The sequence below is a fragment of the Lysinibacillus parviboronicapiens genome (assembly GCF_003049575.1).
GTDB classification, from domain to species: Bacteria; Bacillota; Bacilli; order Bacillales_A; family Planococcaceae; genus Lysinibacillus; species Lysinibacillus parviboronicapiens.
Genome location: NZ_PYWI01000006.1, coordinates 25,019 through 42,597 on the forward strand (window position 1 = coordinate 25,019; position 17,579 = coordinate 42,597).

Below are 17,579 nucleotides of genomic sequence, written 5' to 3' on the forward strand. Positions count from 1 at the left end.
GTGTCCTATTAGTTTAAGATTTAGATAATTCTATAAATCCATGTCCAAAGACATCTCTGACATCGTGAATGGCAATGAAGGCATCCTTATCTATTTCTTTTACAATTTTCTTTAGCTTTACAACTTCCTGTTTACTAATGACAATATAAAGAATTTCTTTTTGTTCCTTCGTATAATAGCCATGGCCTGATAGGACCGTCACGCCTCGATTCATAAACGCACTCACTTGGCCGGCAATGGCCTCTGGTTTTTTGGAAATAATGGTAACTGCCTTTTTAGGATTCACACCTTCAATAACAAACTCCATTACCTTTGTTCCGACATATAGCATAATAATAGTTAGCAACAACGCCTCTGTCCCGATAATAAAATAAGATGAGAAAGCAACAATTAAATCAAAAAATAATAAACCATAACTAATACTCCAGCCAAGATATTTGTTCGTGATTCTAGCTAAGATGGTAGAACCTGCTGTTGTTCCACCAACCCTGATAATTAAGCCAATGCCTACTCCAGCAAATACCCCACCGAAAATGGAATTCACAATGATTTCATTTGAAGAAATGGACCATGTTTCTGTCAAATGTAAAAAAAGTGAATGGAACGTTACGGCAATAATCGTATAAATGGTTGTTTGCCTATTTAAAAATTTATATCCAACCACTAATAAAGCTGCGTTTAGCACGAAGCTCACAATACTTGGTGACCAACCAAACAGATAATAGGCGATGATTGTTAAACCTGTTACGCCACCTTCACCTAAATCATTCGGAATGACAAATAAGTTAACTGCCAGCGCAAAAAGCAGCGACCCGATCATAATCATTAAAATATCCAAAACGTATTTCTTCACTACATGACACCACCATAACATAATTGGTTTTTTCTTAAGTACATACTATATCAAGTTCTATTCATTTTATATACTGTTGGAATGTTCATTTGTGATAAATCAACAAGTGTGAGTAAGTATGTTGTTAGTTTTAACTAAATGAATCCATGATATAAGCATTAGATACTAGAAGTTTTAATAAAATAATACAAAAACTAACAATATAATAACATACCTTTAATAATTTTCGAGCCAAGAAGGAGGCTATATAGCAAAAAAAATAGTTGATTGCTGGGTGGGATGCTATGCACAATGCTAGTAGCAATTTAGCTATATTCAAATAATAGCAATCTAATGGATTAAATATGATAGGTATGCCAAATTAAAATATCCATTTATAATATATACTATATCCGATAAAAGTTGGTAATTAGAGTTGTTGAAATAAGTAGTATTTGATGATGTAACTAGCAATGCAGGCGGGGGGTGTAACATTTTACGAAACAATTGGAAGAACATATAGGGCAACGCTTTTAACGAAGAAAAACAATAAAGGAGTGTAAGAAGTTATGGATCAATCATTAGCAATTCGTAATATTAAAATGATGTTAAAAATATTAAATATATTATTAATATCTGCTTTAGTTATCATAACATCATTTATCTTAGGGCTCTTAGGTTTATTAGTTGCAGCTTTAACTATTTCTGGAGACACGATTGGCAAATTAGTCTTAGATTCTAATATAGATATTTCTTTAAATCTTTATGGAATAACGGTCTTTTTAAATAAAGATATAATGAGTAATTTTATGTACGATAAAGGTGAAGTGATCGTACTAATTTTACTGTTAATTATCTATACTTCGATTATATTTTTAATTGTTATGTTATTGTGGAAGTTTGTTAAATCCGTGTCTAACGGAAAAGTGTTTACTATTAGAAATAGTAAAAGAATAGAGATAGTAGCATATAGTTTGTTAATTTTAAGTTTTTTAAGTAATGCAGTTCAAACATACTTAATTTTAACTGTATTACATATGCTTTTAAATAAAAATCATTTAGAAAGTATTGAATGGATACAATCTATTTCTTATAGATTTTTCGATATAAATTGGAGCATATTACTGTGTAGTTTTATAGTTTGGACTATTGGTAGAATATTCAGACATGGATATTTTTTACAAGAAGAGTATGATGCAACAGCATAGGAAGTGAAGATATGGCTATTATTGTAAGATTGGATCGTGTATTGGCTGACAGAAAAATGCAATTAAGTGAGCTTGCAGAAGCCGTGGATATATCGATTGTTAATTTATCTAATTTAAAAACAGGAAAGGTAAAGGCAATACGTTTTTCTACGTTAAATGCCATTTGTAAAGTACTAAAATGCCAACCAGGGGATATTTTAGAGTATGTTGAAGATTCCGTTGAGTAAATAAATGATATGGCAGATTCTAAAAGACTTTAGTATTTTACTAAAGTCTTTTTCTTTTAAAACGAGGAGATTGAAGCCATGCCTGCGAAAAGCGTCCGCCGTAGCGCAAATCAACGGGTTCATATATATACTTCTTTTTGACTTTAGTATTTTACTAAAGTCATTTTATTTTAACCGTTAATCATTAACTGTAAATTTTGAACAATTTATGAAAATAAATAAAAATATAACGATTTTCGTTAAAAAAATATTGATTATAATTAAAAAGTGATTTATATTGTTCTTAACGAAAAACGAATATTCTGAAATTGGTGGTGTTTTTATGTTAAAGAATAAATTTTGTGTGGATAAGAGTGTGAGACTATTTGAAATTGAAGGAATTAGAATGATTGGCAACATCGCCAATGGCTCAATTATAGGGCTTGATGATGATGGCTATGCATTAGTGCAAAAACTAATAAATGATCTAACATTAACAGAAGATGATTTAAATGAAAACACGGTACAGATTTTAGATTATATGGAGGACTTAGGCTTTTTTGAGGGAGCTCGTCAGGATACGAAACTAAAAGCTGCTTATTTACATTTAACAGATCGTTGTAATTTAAATTGTGTTGGTTGTTATTCCTATGTAGAGCATCGCAATAAAAGAGATGTACTACCATATGAAAGTGTATGCAAAGTATTAGACGAGTTAAAGAAAAATGGAGTAGAACAACTTGTATTTTCTGGTGGAGAACCTTTTATAAGAAAAGATATCGCTGATATTTGCCGTTATACAAAAGAAGTGGCAAACGTTGAGTTTTTAAGTGTTATTACAAATGGAACTATGTTTTATGAGCGCCATTTAGATGCCCTTCAATATATAGATATCTTAAATATATCCATAGATGGCTACAATGAAGAAACTCAATTTATTAGAGATAAAGGAATTATGAAACGAATTATTTCAAATATTGAGTACTTAAAACCTTTAGTTTCAATTAATCTAATTGCAACTATTCATAAAAGGAATTTGAAATATGCGCAAGAGTATATAAACTTTGCAAATGATTTAGGTGTTCGACTTTCATTTAGTATTTTTACTGTTGATCCACATGATGAAGAATTCAAGGATTACATTTTTGATAATAAATCTCTTGTTGATTTTTCTAAAAGGGTTTTGACTTTTGATGAAAATGTTCCAATTATGGATATGCCAACTGGCGAAGTTTGTTTAACTTGTCGAGGAAATTGTGAAGTAGGAAAGGAAATGGTCAGCATTGCTGCTGATGGATCGATATATCCTTGCCATATGCTACATGATAATGAACTTCGAATGGGGAATATTTTACAAGATGAATTAGGCAGCATATTAAAATCTGAAAATAACGTATTTAATTTCTTGAATGTAGAAGAAGTGAATGGTTGCAAGGATTGTTCCTATCGTTATTTATGTGGTGGAGGTTGTAGAGGAAGAAGTTGGTTATACAATAAAACACTAACTGATAGAGACTCATATTGTCCTTTTATTAAGACTTTTTATCGAGAAACGGTGAAGCGACTGAAAGAAACGATAGCTCACTAAAAGTTAGGGATCTTCCTTGAAAGGAGGTGAATGTAAATATGTTATTCGCGACTAAAAAAACTGAAGCAAAGCCAAACTGCGTTAGCGTTGGTTTCTATGTTTGTGTAAGTTACGGTAAAGACTGGTAATTTTTGCGGATGGGGGCTGTCCCAAAAGTAAAGGCAATATGCTGAAGTATCCTATTCTAATATTTCACCAGAATAGGAAGACAGACGTTATTGTAGAATGACTTTTTAGACAGTCCTATTCCCATATTGTGAGGGGATAGCTATGTTACTAAAATTTAATAATGTTACAAAAATATATAAGTCGTCTACAACCAAGGCATTAGATAATTTCTCTACTAATATTAGGAGTGGGGAAGTGATAGGGTTAATTGGTAAAAATGGTTCAGGTAAAACTACATTAATGAATTGTTTAACAAATAATATACATTTAACATCAGGTGAAATCTTCTATAAAGGTAAAAACCTTATGGAGAATAAAGATGAAATTTCAGAATTTGGTGTTCTAATTGAAAGTGCTTTTGTAGATTACTTAAATGCTTCTCAAAATTTAGAGCTATTATTACTTGCAGAGGGCTTAAGCGATACAAAGGAAATAAAAGAGGAAATTGAAAGAGTATTAAGTCTTGTTGGTTTAGTAAATAGAAAACATGATTACGTGAAAAATTTTTCATTTGGAATGAAACAACGACTAGGGTTAGCCCAAGCATTGTTACGTGATAAACGAGTATTAATTTTAGATGAGCCTTTGGTGGGGTTAGATGTTATAGGTAGAAAATTGGTAAAAGATTTAATAGTTAACTTAGCTAAGAAAGAAGGCAAAGCAATTATATTCTCAGATCACAACTTGAACGAAGTTAAGGATGTATGTGATCGAATTATATACATCGAAGACGGTATAAAGGTGTTTGATGATGTATTTGATGATAATAAGAGATATATTGTGCAAATTGACGAGAGTTCAATGACCTTCGAAAGTGAAAATACTCAACGAATCGATGATTGTATAGTTGTAAAAGAAAAAGAGCAGTTAAATGAGGTAATGACTAAAATTGTCCAACAAGGAATACCGATAATTGACATTAAAGTAAATGAATCTTCCTTAATGGAACTGTTCAAAGGGGAGTAAATTATGGTGAACTTTCATACAGTTTACAAAATAGAGTGGAAGAAAATAATAAAAAGAAGAGAACTCATAGCATTTTTCACTATGATAGCAATTCCTTTACTTTATAGTTTAGGGGCATATTTCGAATCCTCAATTATAGTTTTCAATAGTGATGAAAAAGAATATGCAGGAAGCTTTGTAGTGAATATGCTTATATTTGGAAAAATGCTGTTTATTTACTTTTTAATTGCTGCTTTATTTGCAACAAAATCATTAGGAGGGGAAATTGAGAACCGTAGCATACTTTTATATACACAACGTATACCAAATCGAGCAAAAATCTATCGAGCAAAACTGATAAGCATGTATAGTGCCATTATTTCTATCATTATATTTTATTCTATTATCTCTTTAATACTTTATTATGTTTTTGTATTACATCGAGAAGATATTGCAACAAAACAATTTTTAAGAGCTGATGAATTTTTAAATTTACTATACATTGGCGTAGGTATAACGTTTCTATATCTGTTTGTGATTTCCTTTAGCATGATGTTAAGTACATTTTTAAAGTCTAATACAGCTACAATACTCTTCTGCTTACTATTCATTATATTTACATTTATTGCGGAGTTTCCAGGATTGAAATATATATCATTTGAGTACTATCTAGGTGAATTAATTGAGATGAATTTTACAAGTAGCTTTGAACTTACCAAAGTATTTTTAATATATGTAACACTTATTTTAGTAATGACTATTGCCAGCAATAGAATTGGGATACACCTTTTTAAAAGGAGGGACTTGTAATTGCATCCGTATGAGAGTCTTACAACCACTTCTAAAAACCGTTCTAATGTCGTTATTGATATACTATTTGTTCTATTTTTACCCCTAATCTTAGTACCGCTAAGTGGATTAGTGCTATATTTTTCATTTCCTAATGCTGATTCTATCGTATGGCATATTTCCATTGTTTTTCTTAGTATGGCATCTGGCTTTTGTTTTCTTCCGTATCTTTACTTAAGGAAGATGTATGGTATATCAATTGGGGATTTTGGCATTAAGACGCTAAATTTAAGAATGGTAATGATTGGCGTTGTATCTTTGATTTTAGTAGAAGGCTATTTGTATGTTAGCGGCCAAACCTTTTCTTTCCTTGTAGTTAACAGTATTCAAATGGCCATTGTGGCATTTACAGAAGAGTTTTGGGCAAGAGGAGCACTTTGTTTTTTATTGGCTAAAATTTCGACTAAACCTTGGTTTATTATCTTGTTGAGTAGTTTGTGTTTTGCATTTTTAACACACATTAATGAGCCAGTTATGGATAATTTATTATATAGATTCCCTGGTGCGTTAGTAATGGGAATGATATATGTTCGAACTGGAAATCTATTTTATACCATAGTATTTCACTTCTCTTATAATATGATTTCTATTTAGGAGGGATATAACATGAAAAATAAAATTCTTTACTTGTTGACGGTGCTCGTACAAATTGCCTTTTTTGCAATCTTTTTATTAAAAGAAGAACTAGATGTAATTCAGTTATTAATGCTTATTTTTCTCCCTATGATATTGAGCGTTATTCTTTTAGTGTGTGCTAATCTACCAAAAAAGAAACCGTATTTCACTTTTATTTTATTCGCATTACCAAACCTTCTGTTCAGTATCGCTGTCACGATACTTATTCAACCGCGTATTGATGGTATTTTAGAAAGAAGTATGAAGTATCAATCTACTCATTTAGAGATTACAGCAAGTAATTCAACTTTTGGCTCTCTATTTCTTATACTAATTGGCAGTTTTATACTGCATTATGTCTCAGGACAGTTGAAATTTAGACTAAGTAGGAATTAAGTATGAAAATGCTTCGGTGGAATCTTCAATTGATTTTTGTATTAATACTGCAGTTTTTTGCAGCAGTTGTATCTGTCTTATTTCCCATTGCACTAATGTATATTACAGACAGTTTAATTGAACTAGAAATTGAAAAATTAATACCCTTATTCGTAATATGTTTATTATTTGGCGTTGGGCAAATGGTATTGCATTATTTTGCAGGAGTAATGGGCAATAGATATATAGCAAATCACATGATGTATTTGAGAAACTCCCTACATCGAGCGATGATTAGTACATCGTATGATGAATTTAAAAAATACAACACAGAAGAATATAACACCCTCTATTTTTCAAATCTCAATCAATTGGAGGCAAACTATTACTCTTCTATTTTTAGCATGATTAATAAAGGTCTTTTATTAAGCTGTTCAATTATAACTTTAATCATATTACAACCCATTCTGACATTAGCCCTTGTTGTTATTATAGGGCTAGTGAGTACATTACCAGTGTTGTTTTCTAAACGTATTATCCGATTAAAAGAAGAACATATTTCTGCTAATGAACAATACGTAAACATCATTCAGGAGATGATAGCAGGTTTTTCTATATTAAAGGTATATAGGAAAGCAGATAATTTTAGTTCTAGGGGAGATAAAGTAGTAAAAAACTTAGAATTAAAAAATATGAAATTGCAAAATATGATTATTTTAGCAAATGTATTGTTTGGTAGTATAACAATAGTTGTGATGTTAGTTATCTTCTTATTTGGAGGGTATTTAGTAAGTCAGCAATTACTTACAATCGGAGCACTCATTGCATTTATTCAACTAATAATGTATGTGATCGAACCAGCTATTAGCATAGCACAAGAATTCAATAAAGTTAATTCTACCAAACCTATTAGAAAGCAAATACAAATCATTTCAGATCTTCCTGTAGCACAATATATGCCTCTCGAAAATGACGTGATTTCAACTATAAAATTGCGTAATGTGTCCTATTATTATAAGAATGATGATAAACCAATACTCAATGAATTGAACCTTTGCTTTGAAAAAGGAAAATCATATGCTTTAGTTGGAGAAAATGGATCAGGCAAATCTACAATATTAAAAATAATTGCGGGGTTAATCGAGCAATATTCAGGGGAATTATTGATTAATGATGTACAGCAGAAAGGACCTTATTTATCAGTAGGTTACGTTGATCAAAATAACTTTTTATTTAAAGATACATTGTGGAATAATATTCAGTTTTTTAAAGATAACGATACTGAAATACAAACCTTACTTAAGAATTTGAAATTTGACAATCTTGAAGAAAGACTTCAATTGGATGTTGGTTGTAATGGCGATCATTTATCAGGGGGACAACGTCAAAAGGTATCTATTGCAAGAGCGCTTATTGGTAATCCCCAAGTATTACTATTAGATGAACCAAGTTCAGCTCTAGATAAGGAAAACGTAAAGGTACTATACAATGTAATTAGTACTCTTAGGGATTGTATTTGTATTATGGTTACCCATGATGAAGAGTTAATCACCTCTGCATTTGATGTCATTATTAAGTTGAAAGATGGAGAAGCAGAAATAGAAGAGTCAACTTATGTAAGTGTTAGTTAAGGAGAGGAATCATTAACTGTTGATTTTATGATGTTAATTGCTTTACCAAATCGCTAGTTTCCTAAAACGGGAGGGAACAACCAGAAATGAAAGAGTATAAATTTAAGCGGATTAAATTAAGTGGCCTACCGGGATTTTATGCGAAACCTCAAGAAAATTATACAGAAGTTATTAATGAATATGGTAAAGATGAATGGGAATTACTTCAAATTTTTGCACCCCCATTTTCATTTTATGGAGGGTCTAAATACATTGAACTTATTTTTCAACGTGAAAAACGCAAAGTTTGACGATTCTCACAAAACTAAACCTAATCTTAAAGCATGTTTTGATTAATTTTTTATCAATCCATGCTTTTTACTCGTAAGGCAGCAATGGGAGTTATTTACGTTTTAGTACATAATTTTTAGATTCATAAATGGATATGAAAAATTTGCACCATTTCCATAACTAATTGATAGGCAGGGACGGTGATATTTAGCCTGTCTAGTTATTTACTTGGGAAGATAAGATGTTTTTCTTGCAGATATGTTGACGGATTTCAAAATAACGTGTTATTATTATCTCGAATTCAAGATAAATTAATTCGAGATAATAACTTAAGCAGGTCAAGAGCTTCAAGTACCTAGTCAATGGAAGTTTGGCATTGTAATAAATTGGAAAAAATATACGAGAGAAAAAAATTAGTTAGTCAAGAAAGGGCGTTGTCAATATGAACAAACATACAGCAGGTATTCACCATATCACAGCCATTGTGGGGCATCCACAGGAGAATATTGATTTTTATGCAGGCGTACTAGGCTTACGTTTAGTAAAACAAACGGTAAATTTTGATGATCCAGGTACTTATCATCTTTACTTTGGTAACAAAGGTGGGAAACCAGGTACCATCATTACGTTCTTTCCTTGGACAAATGCTTATCAAGGACGAATTGGTGATGGTCAAGTTGGAGTAACTACTTATGTTGTACCAGAGGGAGCGCTTCCATTTTGGATTAATCGTCTTGCGAAATTTGCTATTCCATTCAAAAAAACTGAACGTTTTAGTGAACAAGTGATACAACTGGATGACCCACACGGACTTCATATTGAAATCGTTGCACGTGCAGAAGGTGAATTAAATGAATGGACTTTTGGTGAAGTAACTCCTGAGGTTGCCATTAAAGGATTTGGTGGTGCAACACTTTATTCAAGTTATCCTGATGAAACAGCAAAAATACTAACAGATGTTATGGGGCTTGAAAAAGTGGCGACAGAAGGCGAGTATACGCGCTATCAATCCAGTGCTGATATAGGGAATATCGTGGATTTAAAAGTAGTTCCTGGCCAACGCGGTCAAATGGGCGTAGGGACAGTACATCATATTGCATGGAGAGCACAAGATAATGAGGATCATTTAGATTGGCAACAGCAAGTAATGAGTCATGGACAACATGTAACAGAAGTAAAAGACCGTAATTACTTTAATGCTATTTATTTCCGTGAACCCGGGGAAATTCTATTTGAAATTGCGACAGATCCACCAGGATTCGCGCACGACGAAACACCTGAGACAATGGGGAGTCAATTAATGTTACCAACACAGTATGAGGAACATCGTGAACGGTTAGAAAGAACATTGATCCCAATCAGCGTTCGCTCAGTTGATTAAAAAGGGGGCAAATGTTTTGATATCGATTGATCCTAAGAACAATACAGAGCGTGAAAACTATAAATTATTAATTGGTAGCATTATTCCGAGACCTATTGCTTTTGTTACAACGAAGTCAGAGCAAGGGATTATCAATGGCGCACCTTTCAGTTATTTTAATATTGTGTCGTCAAACCCACCGATGATTTCTTTAGCCATTCAAAGACCAAATGGGCGCTTAAAAGATACAGCTCGTCATATTCATTATCAACAACAGTTTGTTGTGCATATTGTAGATGAGGATAATGTAAAACAGGTGAATGAAACTGCGGCTTCCTTGCCTGTAACTGAGAGTGAAATCGACAGAGCACAATTTACTCTTATTGACAGTCAGCGTATCAAGATACCAGGTATTCAAGAGGCAAAGGTCCGCATGGAGTGTCGTCTAGTACAAACGATTCCTTTGATGAATGGTGAGGAACAGACGGGTGATTTGTTTATTGGAGAAGTTGTTCAATTTCATATAGATGAGGCGATTTATCATGAAGGTCGCATTGATCCAAGGAAGCTACAAGCGGTTAGTAGGCTAGCGGGTTCAAATTACGCAAAAATTGGTGATATTTTTGCGTTAGAGCGACCATGATTAAGCCATGTTGATGTGCAGTGTTCCAAGATAAAAGGCGGAAATGTTGATTTAACAGCATTTCCGCTTTTTTTGTTATAAAATTCTTGCTATATTCACGAAATCTTCATTCGTTAGAAGGACATCAGTTGCTTCTACATTGGCAGCCACTTGACTTTTATGTTTTCCTCCAGGAATAACAGCATCAATACCTTCTTGCGCTAATAACCAAGCAAGCGCTAAATTTGATAATGTTGTTTGATGTTTCTGTGCAATTCCCTTTAATGCCTCTATTTTTGCTAATGTTTGTTCAAATAGCTCACCATGGAATAAAGGATTTGAAATTCGCCAGTCGCCTGCATCCAATCTGAAGTCTTTTGTATATTTACCACCAAGTAGCCCATATGCGAGTGGACCGTATGGAATAAATGAAATATCATGTTGAATACAGTAAGGCAATAAATCTTGCTCTGCTGAACGGTTTAACATATTGTAAGGAGATTGTAAAACTGAAATATCATTATGTCCATTGGCTTCTTTTAGTTGATCTACTGTTACATTGGAAATCCCTATTGCTCGGATTTTTCCTTCTTCTTTTAGACGTGATAATTCACCAATAGACTCAGCTAGTGGCGTATCGTTATCTGGAAAGTGTAAGTAATAAAGATCTACATAATCCATTTGAAGGCGCTGCAAGCTATTCTCAAGTGCTTGGCGTAAATATTGAGGATTATTATCTACTGTGACAGATCCATCTTCAAACCAATGTTTAGCACCCTTTGTCGCTAACACGAAATCGTCTCTTCGATAATTTTTCAGTACTTCCCCGACAATTTCCTCGGAACGCCCTTTGCCGTAAATGTCTGCTGTATCAATAAAAGTTATTCCTAAATCAAGTGCAGTGGAGACTAGTTCCTTACCATCTTGTTCATTTAAGTTTTCAAATAAGTTATGTCCACCTACAGCATTTGTACCAAGACCAATTTCTGAAATATTGATCGCTGTTTTCTTTAACGTATGAAATTTCATCATCCTACCTCCTCGTGTTTTCTATTATCAGCATAGGGCAAAAAGAATTTTTTACCAACACACCTACATATTGTTTCAAATATAGAAACAAAAGCATTTTAATTGTAACAGAAGGAAATTTGTAAATGGAAATATTAGTCTAATAGATAATTAATTTCTACCGTCATTTGTTGACTTGCCTCCACTAATTTTTTTACATACGAACGAATGGCGTTTTTTTTAATTTGTTCAGTCGTACCATGGAAAGCAATTGCTCCGATTGCTTCTTTATTCAGATAAATTGGAACGGCAATGCAGCATTTACCTAAATTGGTTTCCTCGTTATCAACCGCATATCCTTGTGCTTTAATGACCTGTAAATGAGGAATCAATAATCCATAATCATAAAAAGTTTCCGTTGTATATGTATGAAGCTCCATATTATTTAACATTGCTTGCTGTCTGTCAGGTGAGAGGTGAGCTAATACTACTTTGCCAAGGGCACTTGAATGCATAGGTGTTCGAGAATCGATGGCATGAAAAGCAGGCTGCTCAAAAGGCTCCCTAATGACATTTTTTATGACCATTTCGCAATCTTCTAAAATACCAATATAAGTTGTTATTTGTTCTTGCCTTGCTAGGTGATAGGGCGCTATGAGAGAAGCCCATTGGATATCATGATGCCAATATAAATGTTCATTCCTAAAAATATGGGAATTTAAGTGATAATACTTATTATGTTTCGTAACATAATTCATTTTTTCTAATGTATAAAGCATGCGAAAAACAGAAGTCTTATTCATTGATAATTCTTCCATAATTTCAGTTAAAGTAAGCGCATGCTTTTCACGTAGTAAATCCAAAATTAAAAGGCCTTTTTTTAAAGTTGATACCTCATAGGAATTCAATTCAACCTCTCCTTCACTAGTAAGTGAGTAATTCTATTGGTAGGTGTTTGTGTTAATTGTAATTGGGGGTATCTCTATTCTAATCATGCTTGGTCAAGGAATTATCGAAGGTATGCGTTGGCAAATGTTATTCGATGTCCTTGCATGCCCAAGCATCGATTTCAACTTTAAAGGATGGTGCAGCTAATGCCACTACATAAATCATTGTCGTACACGGTAGATGATCACCAAGAAAATCCTTTACGATCTGTCGTCTCCGATTAGCGTCATTTTCTCCGACAAAATAAAAAACCAGTTTGGTCAAATCTTGAATCCCCATGTTCGCAGATGTAAGATTTTTTAGGATATTGTCTAGTGCGATTTCAAGTTGTTCTAAGGTATCTTCAGGTACTGTTCCATCTACGCTCATCCCTAATTGTCCAGATAATGTCAGCCATCTAGTTGGTCCAGTTACTTCAATTTGGTGGACATAAGGAGCCACTGGAGGGTGAATGTCCTTTGGATTTCTTGAGGTTTTCATAGAATCATCCTTTGCTGATTAGATTTTTTATAAAATATCATTCACATTCGAAGAAGAATAACGTCATTTCGATTAATCCTTTGTCAAACAGCGTTTTTAGCTATATAGTTAAAATAGGTCTGTTTTTACTTATTCTTTTGGATTATGTGAATATTCTTCTAATTATGGATTTTTTAGCTGTTAAGCTCAATGATTTATCATTTTTTGAAAGTGTATAGCATAAAAAATATTTGTTTAGATATCAAAATATATTTTCTACTTTCCTATTATATATGTTAATGTATCTCACGATAAATGAACAAATCAAACCGTAAAGGCAGAGAAGCCGTTTTTTTGAAGGGTGTGAATGCATGGTTGATTTTTTTCGAAGTAATGGATTTAAACGTTTTATTATTCTAATAGGGGTCGCAGTTGCACTATATCTGATGTGGAGTATGATCAATCTTATTCTGCTTACATTCATTATCACCTATCTGATGAATGAACTCTCTACTAGTGTGACGAAAAGGCTCAGACGAATCGCACCGATAAATGAGAAAGCTGTGATTGTTACGCTTTACCTTCTACTTGTAGCGGGTATTGTTGCCGTTATCTATAAGTATTTACCAGTCGTAAGTCAGCAAATTACACAATTGTTTAATCTAATTGCAGCATTTAACCTCAATCCGAATGATAATGAGATAGCGAGGTATTTGGCTCCAACTTTTGAGAAGATTGAGCTAGGTAAATATTTAGAGCAAGGTGTGGACCTCACACTTACAAATCTCACGAATATTGGTAAAGTTATCATGCATGTGTTCATCGCATTGATTTTAAGCTTGTTTATTCTTCTCGAAAAAAAACGCATTACGGAGTTTACAGCGAAATTCAAGGATAGCAAGATTGGTCCACTTTACGATGAACTAACGTATTTCTGCAAAATATTCGTGCGGTCGTTCGGTAAGGTCATCGAAGCACAATTTGTTATTGCAGCTGTGAACTGTGTTGTATCTGTTATTGCGTTGTACTTCATGGGCTTCCCACATTTGATTGCATTAGGAATCATGCTCTTCATACTTGGATTAATCCCTGTCGCAGGCGTTATCATTTCATTGATTCCACTCAGTATTATTGCCTATAGTATCGGTGGATTAATGCACATAGTCTATATTCTAATCATCGTTGTGGTGCTACATGCACTTGAGGCGTATTTCTTAAACCCGAAGCTGATGTCGGCAAAGACGAATCTTCCAATTTTCTATACCTTTATCGTGATCCTCTTCTCGGAACATTTCCTAGGTGTCTGGGGGCTAATCATCGGGATTCCACTGTTCATGTTCCTACTTGATATTCTTGGTGTTACGTCTGTACCAGAGGTAGATTTACAGAAAAAAGTTACAGTTCAAGATAACAAGGAAAAGCCAATTGACTAAGATCGTCTAATCTAATTAAAATGGAAGCATCGCTCTTATGCGCATGCTTTCATTTTATTTATTTTATTGTGTAATCTTAATTTGCCTATTGAATTATAGGAAATGACGCAAATAATACAATATATTGTAAAATTTGAGAATCCAAGTGTATAATAAATATAGAAATGACAATCTTGTCCTATTAATAGAAAGGGGTATTCAATTCATGAAGAAAAAATCACTGAAGCTTTTATCGTTTGGATATGGGTACTCTACTGCTGTTTTTTTCTAGAATCATTTTTTACGGGAGAAGTGTGCCCAAAAATGAGAAAAAGGAAATACAGTAGAAACTATTAAGAGGCGAGGTAAATAATATGAAAAACACTAAAATCATTAGAAAAAATCCACAGGGAATGCCTGATCCAGTAGGAAACTACACACATATTACAAAAATCCCTAGAAATTCAGAGCTATACGTAACATCGGGTCAAATTGGATTAGATCAAAAGGGTCTAATGCCACACAGTATGAATGATCAAATCACAAATACTTTTCATAATATTAAGTTAGTATTGGACTCGGAAGGTTTAACAGCTGATAACATTATTAAAGTGAACATATGGGCAATTGAAAAAATTGATTGGGAATACCTGTATGCTGAATGGGAAAAACTATTCGGCAATGACTATCCAGCAATGACGATTGGCTATATTTCGGAGTTAGGTTTACCAGAAATTCAAATAGAAATAGAGATTTGGGCAGCAAAAGCATAGTAACACACCTCATCCAATCCATGGGAACGTATTGTTTCCGTGGATTGTTGTAGTTATCGGAGATTTACCAAACTCTAAAGAAAGATTTTAATGGAAGAACATTGTTTTCTTATGAAAAATAAGGAAAATATCTTTAGTATGTGATATATTACATATTACTAGAATGTGTATAAAATGTTTATGGGGGTCGGAAATGTTGGATCAATTACAGGTAAAGAAAACACTCAAGCGTACTTTTGTGCGTGAGGAAGCCTACACGGTTTTAAGAGATTGGATCGTAGATGGAACCCTAAAACCAGCGCAACAATTGCGCGACAAGGAATTAGCAGAATTATTAGGTGTGAGTCGTACGCCTATTAGAGAAGCATTATTACGGTTGGAGGATGAAGGATTTGTACAGACCAAGCCTAATCGTTCAACTACTGTTTCGCCTATTTATGCTCATGAAGTATTACACCTCTATTCGATTGGTTGGACGCTAGATCGATTGGCTATGGAACAGGCCTTTGAGAAAATTGGGGATGAGCATCTGCAAAGGATGGAGAAAATCAATCTTGAACTTAAAAAAGCAATAGAAGAGAGAAATCAATTAGTAGCGGTAGAGTGTGATAATGAATTCCACTCCACTTATATAGAAGTTTCTACAAATGAGGAATTGAAACGAATACTGGAAGGTATTAAGCAAAAGCTCAAACGAGTAGAATTATATTATTTTGATGAGGTAGAGGATGTTCATTTTTCTTACGAGGAACATAATCTGATTATAACTGCACTAAAACAAAGAAACTTACCTTTAGTTCTTGATGAAATAGAAAAGAATTGGAGACAAAGTTTTTCTAGAATTGAACAGCATATATTTTAATACAAGATAAAGAAGATAGATAAGCTCACAAAAGCTTTCAATCAATAATCATAGTTTATTTGGGCCATAAAAATGGAAATTCTGTAGAAAGAGAGCAAAAATTATTTAATGGACAAAATTAAGAGTTACTTAAAAGAATTTCATCCAATTGTTCATATATTAGTATTTGGAACTGTTTTAATTACTTTAACAAGCTCAATGAGTATGCCTTTTTTAGCAATTTTTCTAAGTCAGTCTGCAAATTTAGATTTTGCTACTATCGGGTTTATCATAGGTGTAGGTCCTTTAGCAGGTACTTCCTGTGGATTGATTGGAGGTGTCCTGTCAGATTTCATTGGAAGAAAGAAATTGATGATCCTCTCTTTGATAGGGTTAAGTATTGCTTTTATTGGTTTTATTTCTACCACGAATATTATTTTTTTATTGATTTTTAGTATAATCAGGGGAATTGCGCAAGCTTTCTTTGGAACGGTATCAAAGGCATTAATGGCCGATTTAACACCAGATAATAAAAGATATAAAATGTTCGCTAATCGATATTTAGCTTCTAATCTTGGTTACGCGATAGGGCCTATGTTAGGTGCCTTTTTAGGAATTGGGGGCAGTACGATAGCATTTATCTTAACATCTTCAATTTATGTCATCTATGCAGTTGTTTTATACTTTATGCTTAGAGCTATCAAGGACTCTAAGCATAACAATGGAGCTGTATCGAAAGATAACATGAATGTGGCTCTCTTATGGCATACCTTACGTAGTGATGTACCCTTAATGTTATTTATTATAGGTGGCATCTTATTAACGACTGTACATGGTCAAATGTCAGTAACACTCTCTCAATACCTACAGGCAAATATTATTGATGGAGTAAAGTTATTTGCGATATTAATGAGTGTCAACGGATTTACCGTACTTATAGTGCAAATTCCGTTAACCAGATGGTCAGAGCGTTTTACTTTAATTCAAAGAATTGCTTATGGCTGCATGCTATTTGCAGTTGGAGAAATCGGATTTGCCTTTTCTACTATTTGGATTGCCTTTATTATTTCGATGTTTGTATTTACTTTAGGTGAAATACTGGTCATTCCTGCTGAATATGCTCAAGTAGATGAGATTACACCACAGCATTTAAGAGGTACTTATTATGGAGCTCAAAGTTTAGGGGAGTTTGGCAATTTCTTGGGTCCCTGGTTCGGAGGTATCTTGTTATCTACGTATGGCGGGACAACCATGTTTTTATTTATGGCTTTCATATCTTTATTAGGGATTTACTTCTTCTATGTAGGGAAGCGAAGCTTTAACAAAAAGATGCAGGTTTAACACGTAGAAAATTACTTTATAGAAATATGAAATATGTATAAAGACTGAAAATTCGATTTACAATGTAGGAAAACTTTGAAAGGAGGAGGTCATTATGACAAACAATACTATTTTTATCCATTTTAAAT

The 17,579-nt window shown here is 33.3% G+C and carries 19 protein-coding genes; 15 read left to right on the plus strand and 4 right to left on the minus strand.

Annotated elements, in window-relative coordinates; translation table 11 throughout:
• Window positions 1-13: 13 nt before the first annotated feature.
• On the minus strand, window positions 14-853 hold the full coding sequence (locus tag C9J35_RS07335) for a YitT family protein (RefSeq protein ID WP_107924005.1): 840 nt from the start codon (window positions 851-853) through the stop codon (window positions 14-16).
• 548 nt (window positions 854-1,401) lie between these two features.
• On the opposite strand from C9J35_RS07335, the gene C9J35_RS07340 reads away from it, so the two are divergent.
• The 11 genes from C9J35_RS07340 (at window position 1,402) to C9J35_RS07390 (ending at window position 10,690) form a co-directional block, all read left to right on the plus strand.
• Window positions 1,402-2,040 carry a DUF2975 domain-containing protein gene (locus tag C9J35_RS07340; protein ID WP_107924006.1) on the plus strand — a complete coding sequence of 213 codons (639 nt, stop codon included), beginning with the start codon at window positions 1,402-1,404 and terminating at the stop codon, window positions 2,038-2,040.
• 11 nt (window positions 2,041-2,051) lie between these two features.
• Window positions 2,052-2,267, plus strand: a complete 216-nt coding sequence (locus tag C9J35_RS07345) for a helix-turn-helix domain-containing protein (RefSeq protein ID WP_054768262.1) — start codon at window positions 2,052-2,054, stop codon at window positions 2,265-2,267.
• 322 nt (window positions 2,268-2,589) lie between these two features.
• Complete coding sequence (locus C9J35_RS07350) at window positions 2,590-3,834, plus strand: radical SAM/SPASM domain-containing protein (protein ID WP_153062946.1); 1,245 nt, start codon at window positions 2,590-2,592, stop codon at window positions 3,832-3,834.
• A 270-nt stretch (window positions 3,835-4,104) separates the two neighbouring features.
• A complete protein-coding gene (locus C9J35_RS07355) occupies window positions 4,105-4,968 on the plus strand; it encodes an ABC transporter ATP-binding protein (RefSeq protein WP_107924008.1) in 864 nt (287 codons plus the stop codon).
• A gap of 3 nt (window positions 4,969-4,971) precedes the next feature.
• Window positions 4,972-5,757 (plus strand): ABC transporter permease subunit, encoded by a 786-nt coding sequence (locus C9J35_RS07360; protein WP_054768267.1) that lies wholly within the window; start codon window positions 4,972-4,974, stop codon window positions 5,755-5,757.
• Entirely contained in the window at window positions 5,758-6,390 is a 633-nt protein-coding gene (locus C9J35_RS07365) for a CPBP family intramembrane glutamic endopeptidase (protein WP_054768268.1), read from the plus strand.
• A gap of 12 nt (window positions 6,391-6,402) precedes the next feature.
• The gene (locus tag C9J35_RS07370; RefSeq protein WP_107924009.1) at window positions 6,403-6,807 is read left to right on the plus strand and encodes a hypothetical protein; all 405 of its coding nucleotides are present in this window, start codon (window positions 6,403-6,405) and stop codon (window positions 6,805-6,807) included.
• A gap of 2 nt (window positions 6,808-6,809) precedes the next feature.
• The gene (locus C9J35_RS07375; RefSeq protein WP_107924010.1) at window positions 6,810-8,417 is read left to right on the plus strand and encodes an ABC transporter ATP-binding protein; all 1,608 of its coding nucleotides are present in this window, start codon (window positions 6,810-6,812) and stop codon (window positions 8,415-8,417) included.
• Between the two features lie 86 nt (window positions 8,418-8,503).
• A complete protein-coding gene (locus tag C9J35_RS07380) occupies window positions 8,504-8,707 on the plus strand; it encodes a DUF4177 domain-containing protein (protein WP_054768272.1) in 204 nt (67 codons plus the stop codon).
• 422 nt (window positions 8,708-9,129) lie between these two features.
• Window positions 9,130-10,068 (plus strand): ring-cleaving dioxygenase, encoded by a 939-nt coding sequence (locus C9J35_RS07385; RefSeq protein WP_107924011.1) that lies wholly within the window; start codon window positions 9,130-9,132, stop codon window positions 10,066-10,068.
• A gap of 16 nt (window positions 10,069-10,084) precedes the next feature.
• Window positions 10,085-10,690: a flavin reductase family protein gene (locus tag C9J35_RS07390; RefSeq protein WP_054768273.1), complete on the plus strand. Its 606-nt coding sequence runs from the start codon at window positions 10,085-10,087 to the stop codon at window positions 10,688-10,690.
• A 75-nt stretch (window positions 10,691-10,765) separates the two neighbouring features.
• Here the strand turns inward: C9J35_RS07390 and C9J35_RS07395 are convergent, their stop codons facing one another.
• From C9J35_RS07395 to C9J35_RS07405, 3 genes are all read right to left on the minus strand, one after another.
• The gene (locus C9J35_RS07395; RefSeq protein WP_054768274.1) at window positions 10,766-11,698 is read right to left on the minus strand and encodes an aldo/keto reductase; all 933 of its coding nucleotides are present in this window, start codon (window positions 11,696-11,698) and stop codon (window positions 10,766-10,768) included.
• A 134-nt stretch (window positions 11,699-11,832) separates the two neighbouring features.
• Entirely contained in the window at window positions 11,833-12,585 is a 753-nt protein-coding gene (locus C9J35_RS07400; RefSeq protein ID WP_107924012.1) for an IclR family transcriptional regulator, read from the minus strand.
• A gap of 127 nt (window positions 12,586-12,712) precedes the next feature.
• Window positions 12,713-13,105, minus strand: a complete 393-nt coding sequence (locus C9J35_RS07405; RefSeq protein WP_107924013.1) for a RidA family protein — start codon at window positions 13,103-13,105, stop codon at window positions 12,713-12,715.
• 350 nt (window positions 13,106-13,455) lie between these two features.
• On the opposite strand from C9J35_RS07405, the gene C9J35_RS07410 reads away from it, so the two are divergent.
• The 4 genes from C9J35_RS07410 (at window position 13,456) to C9J35_RS07425 (ending at window position 17,451) form a co-directional block, all read left to right on the plus strand.
• The gene (locus C9J35_RS07410) at window positions 13,456-14,517 is read left to right on the plus strand and encodes an AI-2E family transporter (protein WP_107924014.1); all 1,062 of its coding nucleotides are present in this window, start codon (window positions 13,456-13,458) and stop codon (window positions 14,515-14,517) included.
• 353 nt (window positions 14,518-14,870) lie between these two features.
• Entirely contained in the window at window positions 14,871-15,269 is a 399-nt protein-coding gene (locus C9J35_RS07415; RefSeq protein ID WP_107924015.1) for a RidA family protein, read from the plus strand.
• Between the two features lie 193 nt (window positions 15,270-15,462).
• A complete protein-coding gene (locus tag C9J35_RS07420; protein ID WP_167395934.1) occupies window positions 15,463-16,131 on the plus strand; it encodes a GntR family transcriptional regulator in 669 nt (222 codons plus the stop codon).
• A 108-nt stretch (window positions 16,132-16,239) separates the two neighbouring features.
• Window positions 16,240-17,451 (plus strand): MDR family MFS transporter, encoded by a 1,212-nt coding sequence (locus C9J35_RS07425; RefSeq protein ID WP_107924017.1) that lies wholly within the window; start codon window positions 16,240-16,242, stop codon window positions 17,449-17,451.
• Window positions 17,452-17,579: the final 128 nt, after the last annotated feature.

Bases quoted from the DNA above. Each gene is read 5' to 3' on its own strand.
- C9J35_RS07340 (WP_107924006.1), top strand. From the start codon at position 1,402: ATGGATCAATCATTAGCAATTCGTAATATTAAAATGATGTTAAAAATA.
- C9J35_RS07345 (WP_054768262.1), top strand. From the start codon at position 2,052: ATGGCTATTATTGTAAGATTGGATCGTGTATTGGCTGACAGAAAAATG.
- C9J35_RS07350 (WP_153062946.1), top strand. From the start codon at position 2,590: ATGTTAAAGAATAAATTTTGTGTGGATAAGAGTGTGAGACTATTTGAA.
- C9J35_RS07355 (WP_107924008.1), top strand. From the start codon at position 4,105: ATGTTACTAAAATTTAATAATGTTACAAAAATATATAAGTCGTCTACA.
- C9J35_RS07360 (WP_054768267.1), top strand. From the start codon at position 4,972: ATGGTGAACTTTCATACAGTTTACAAAATAGAGTGGAAGAAAATAATA.
- C9J35_RS07370 (WP_107924009.1), top strand. From the start codon at position 6,403: ATGAAAAATAAAATTCTTTACTTGTTGACGGTGCTCGTACAAATTGCC.
- C9J35_RS07375 (WP_107924010.1), top strand. From the start codon at position 6,810: ATGAAAATGCTTCGGTGGAATCTTCAATTGATTTTTGTATTAATACTG.
- C9J35_RS07380 (WP_054768272.1), top strand. From the start codon at position 8,504: ATGAAAGAGTATAAATTTAAGCGGATTAAATTAAGTGGCCTACCGGGA.
- C9J35_RS07385 (WP_107924011.1), top strand. From the start codon at position 9,130: ATGAACAAACATACAGCAGGTATTCACCATATCACAGCCATTGTGGGG.
- C9J35_RS07395 (WP_054768274.1), bottom strand. From the start codon at position 11,698: ATGAAATTTCATACGTTAAAGAAAACAGCGATCAATATTTCAGAAATT.
- C9J35_RS07405 (WP_107924013.1), bottom strand. From the start codon at position 13,105: ATGAAAACCTCAAGAAATCCAAAGGACATTCACCCTCCAGTGGCTCCT.
- C9J35_RS07410 (WP_107924014.1), top strand. From the start codon at position 13,456: ATGGTTGATTTTTTTCGAAGTAATGGATTTAAACGTTTTATTATTCTA.
- C9J35_RS07415 (WP_107924015.1), top strand. From the start codon at position 14,871: ATGAAAAACACTAAAATCATTAGAAAAAATCCACAGGGAATGCCTGAT.
- C9J35_RS07420 (WP_167395934.1), top strand. From the start codon at position 15,463: ATGTTGGATCAATTACAGGTAAAGAAAACACTCAAGCGTACTTTTGTG.
- C9J35_RS07425 (WP_107924017.1), top strand. From the start codon at position 16,240: ATGGACAAAATTAAGAGTTACTTAAAAGAATTTCATCCAATTGTTCAT.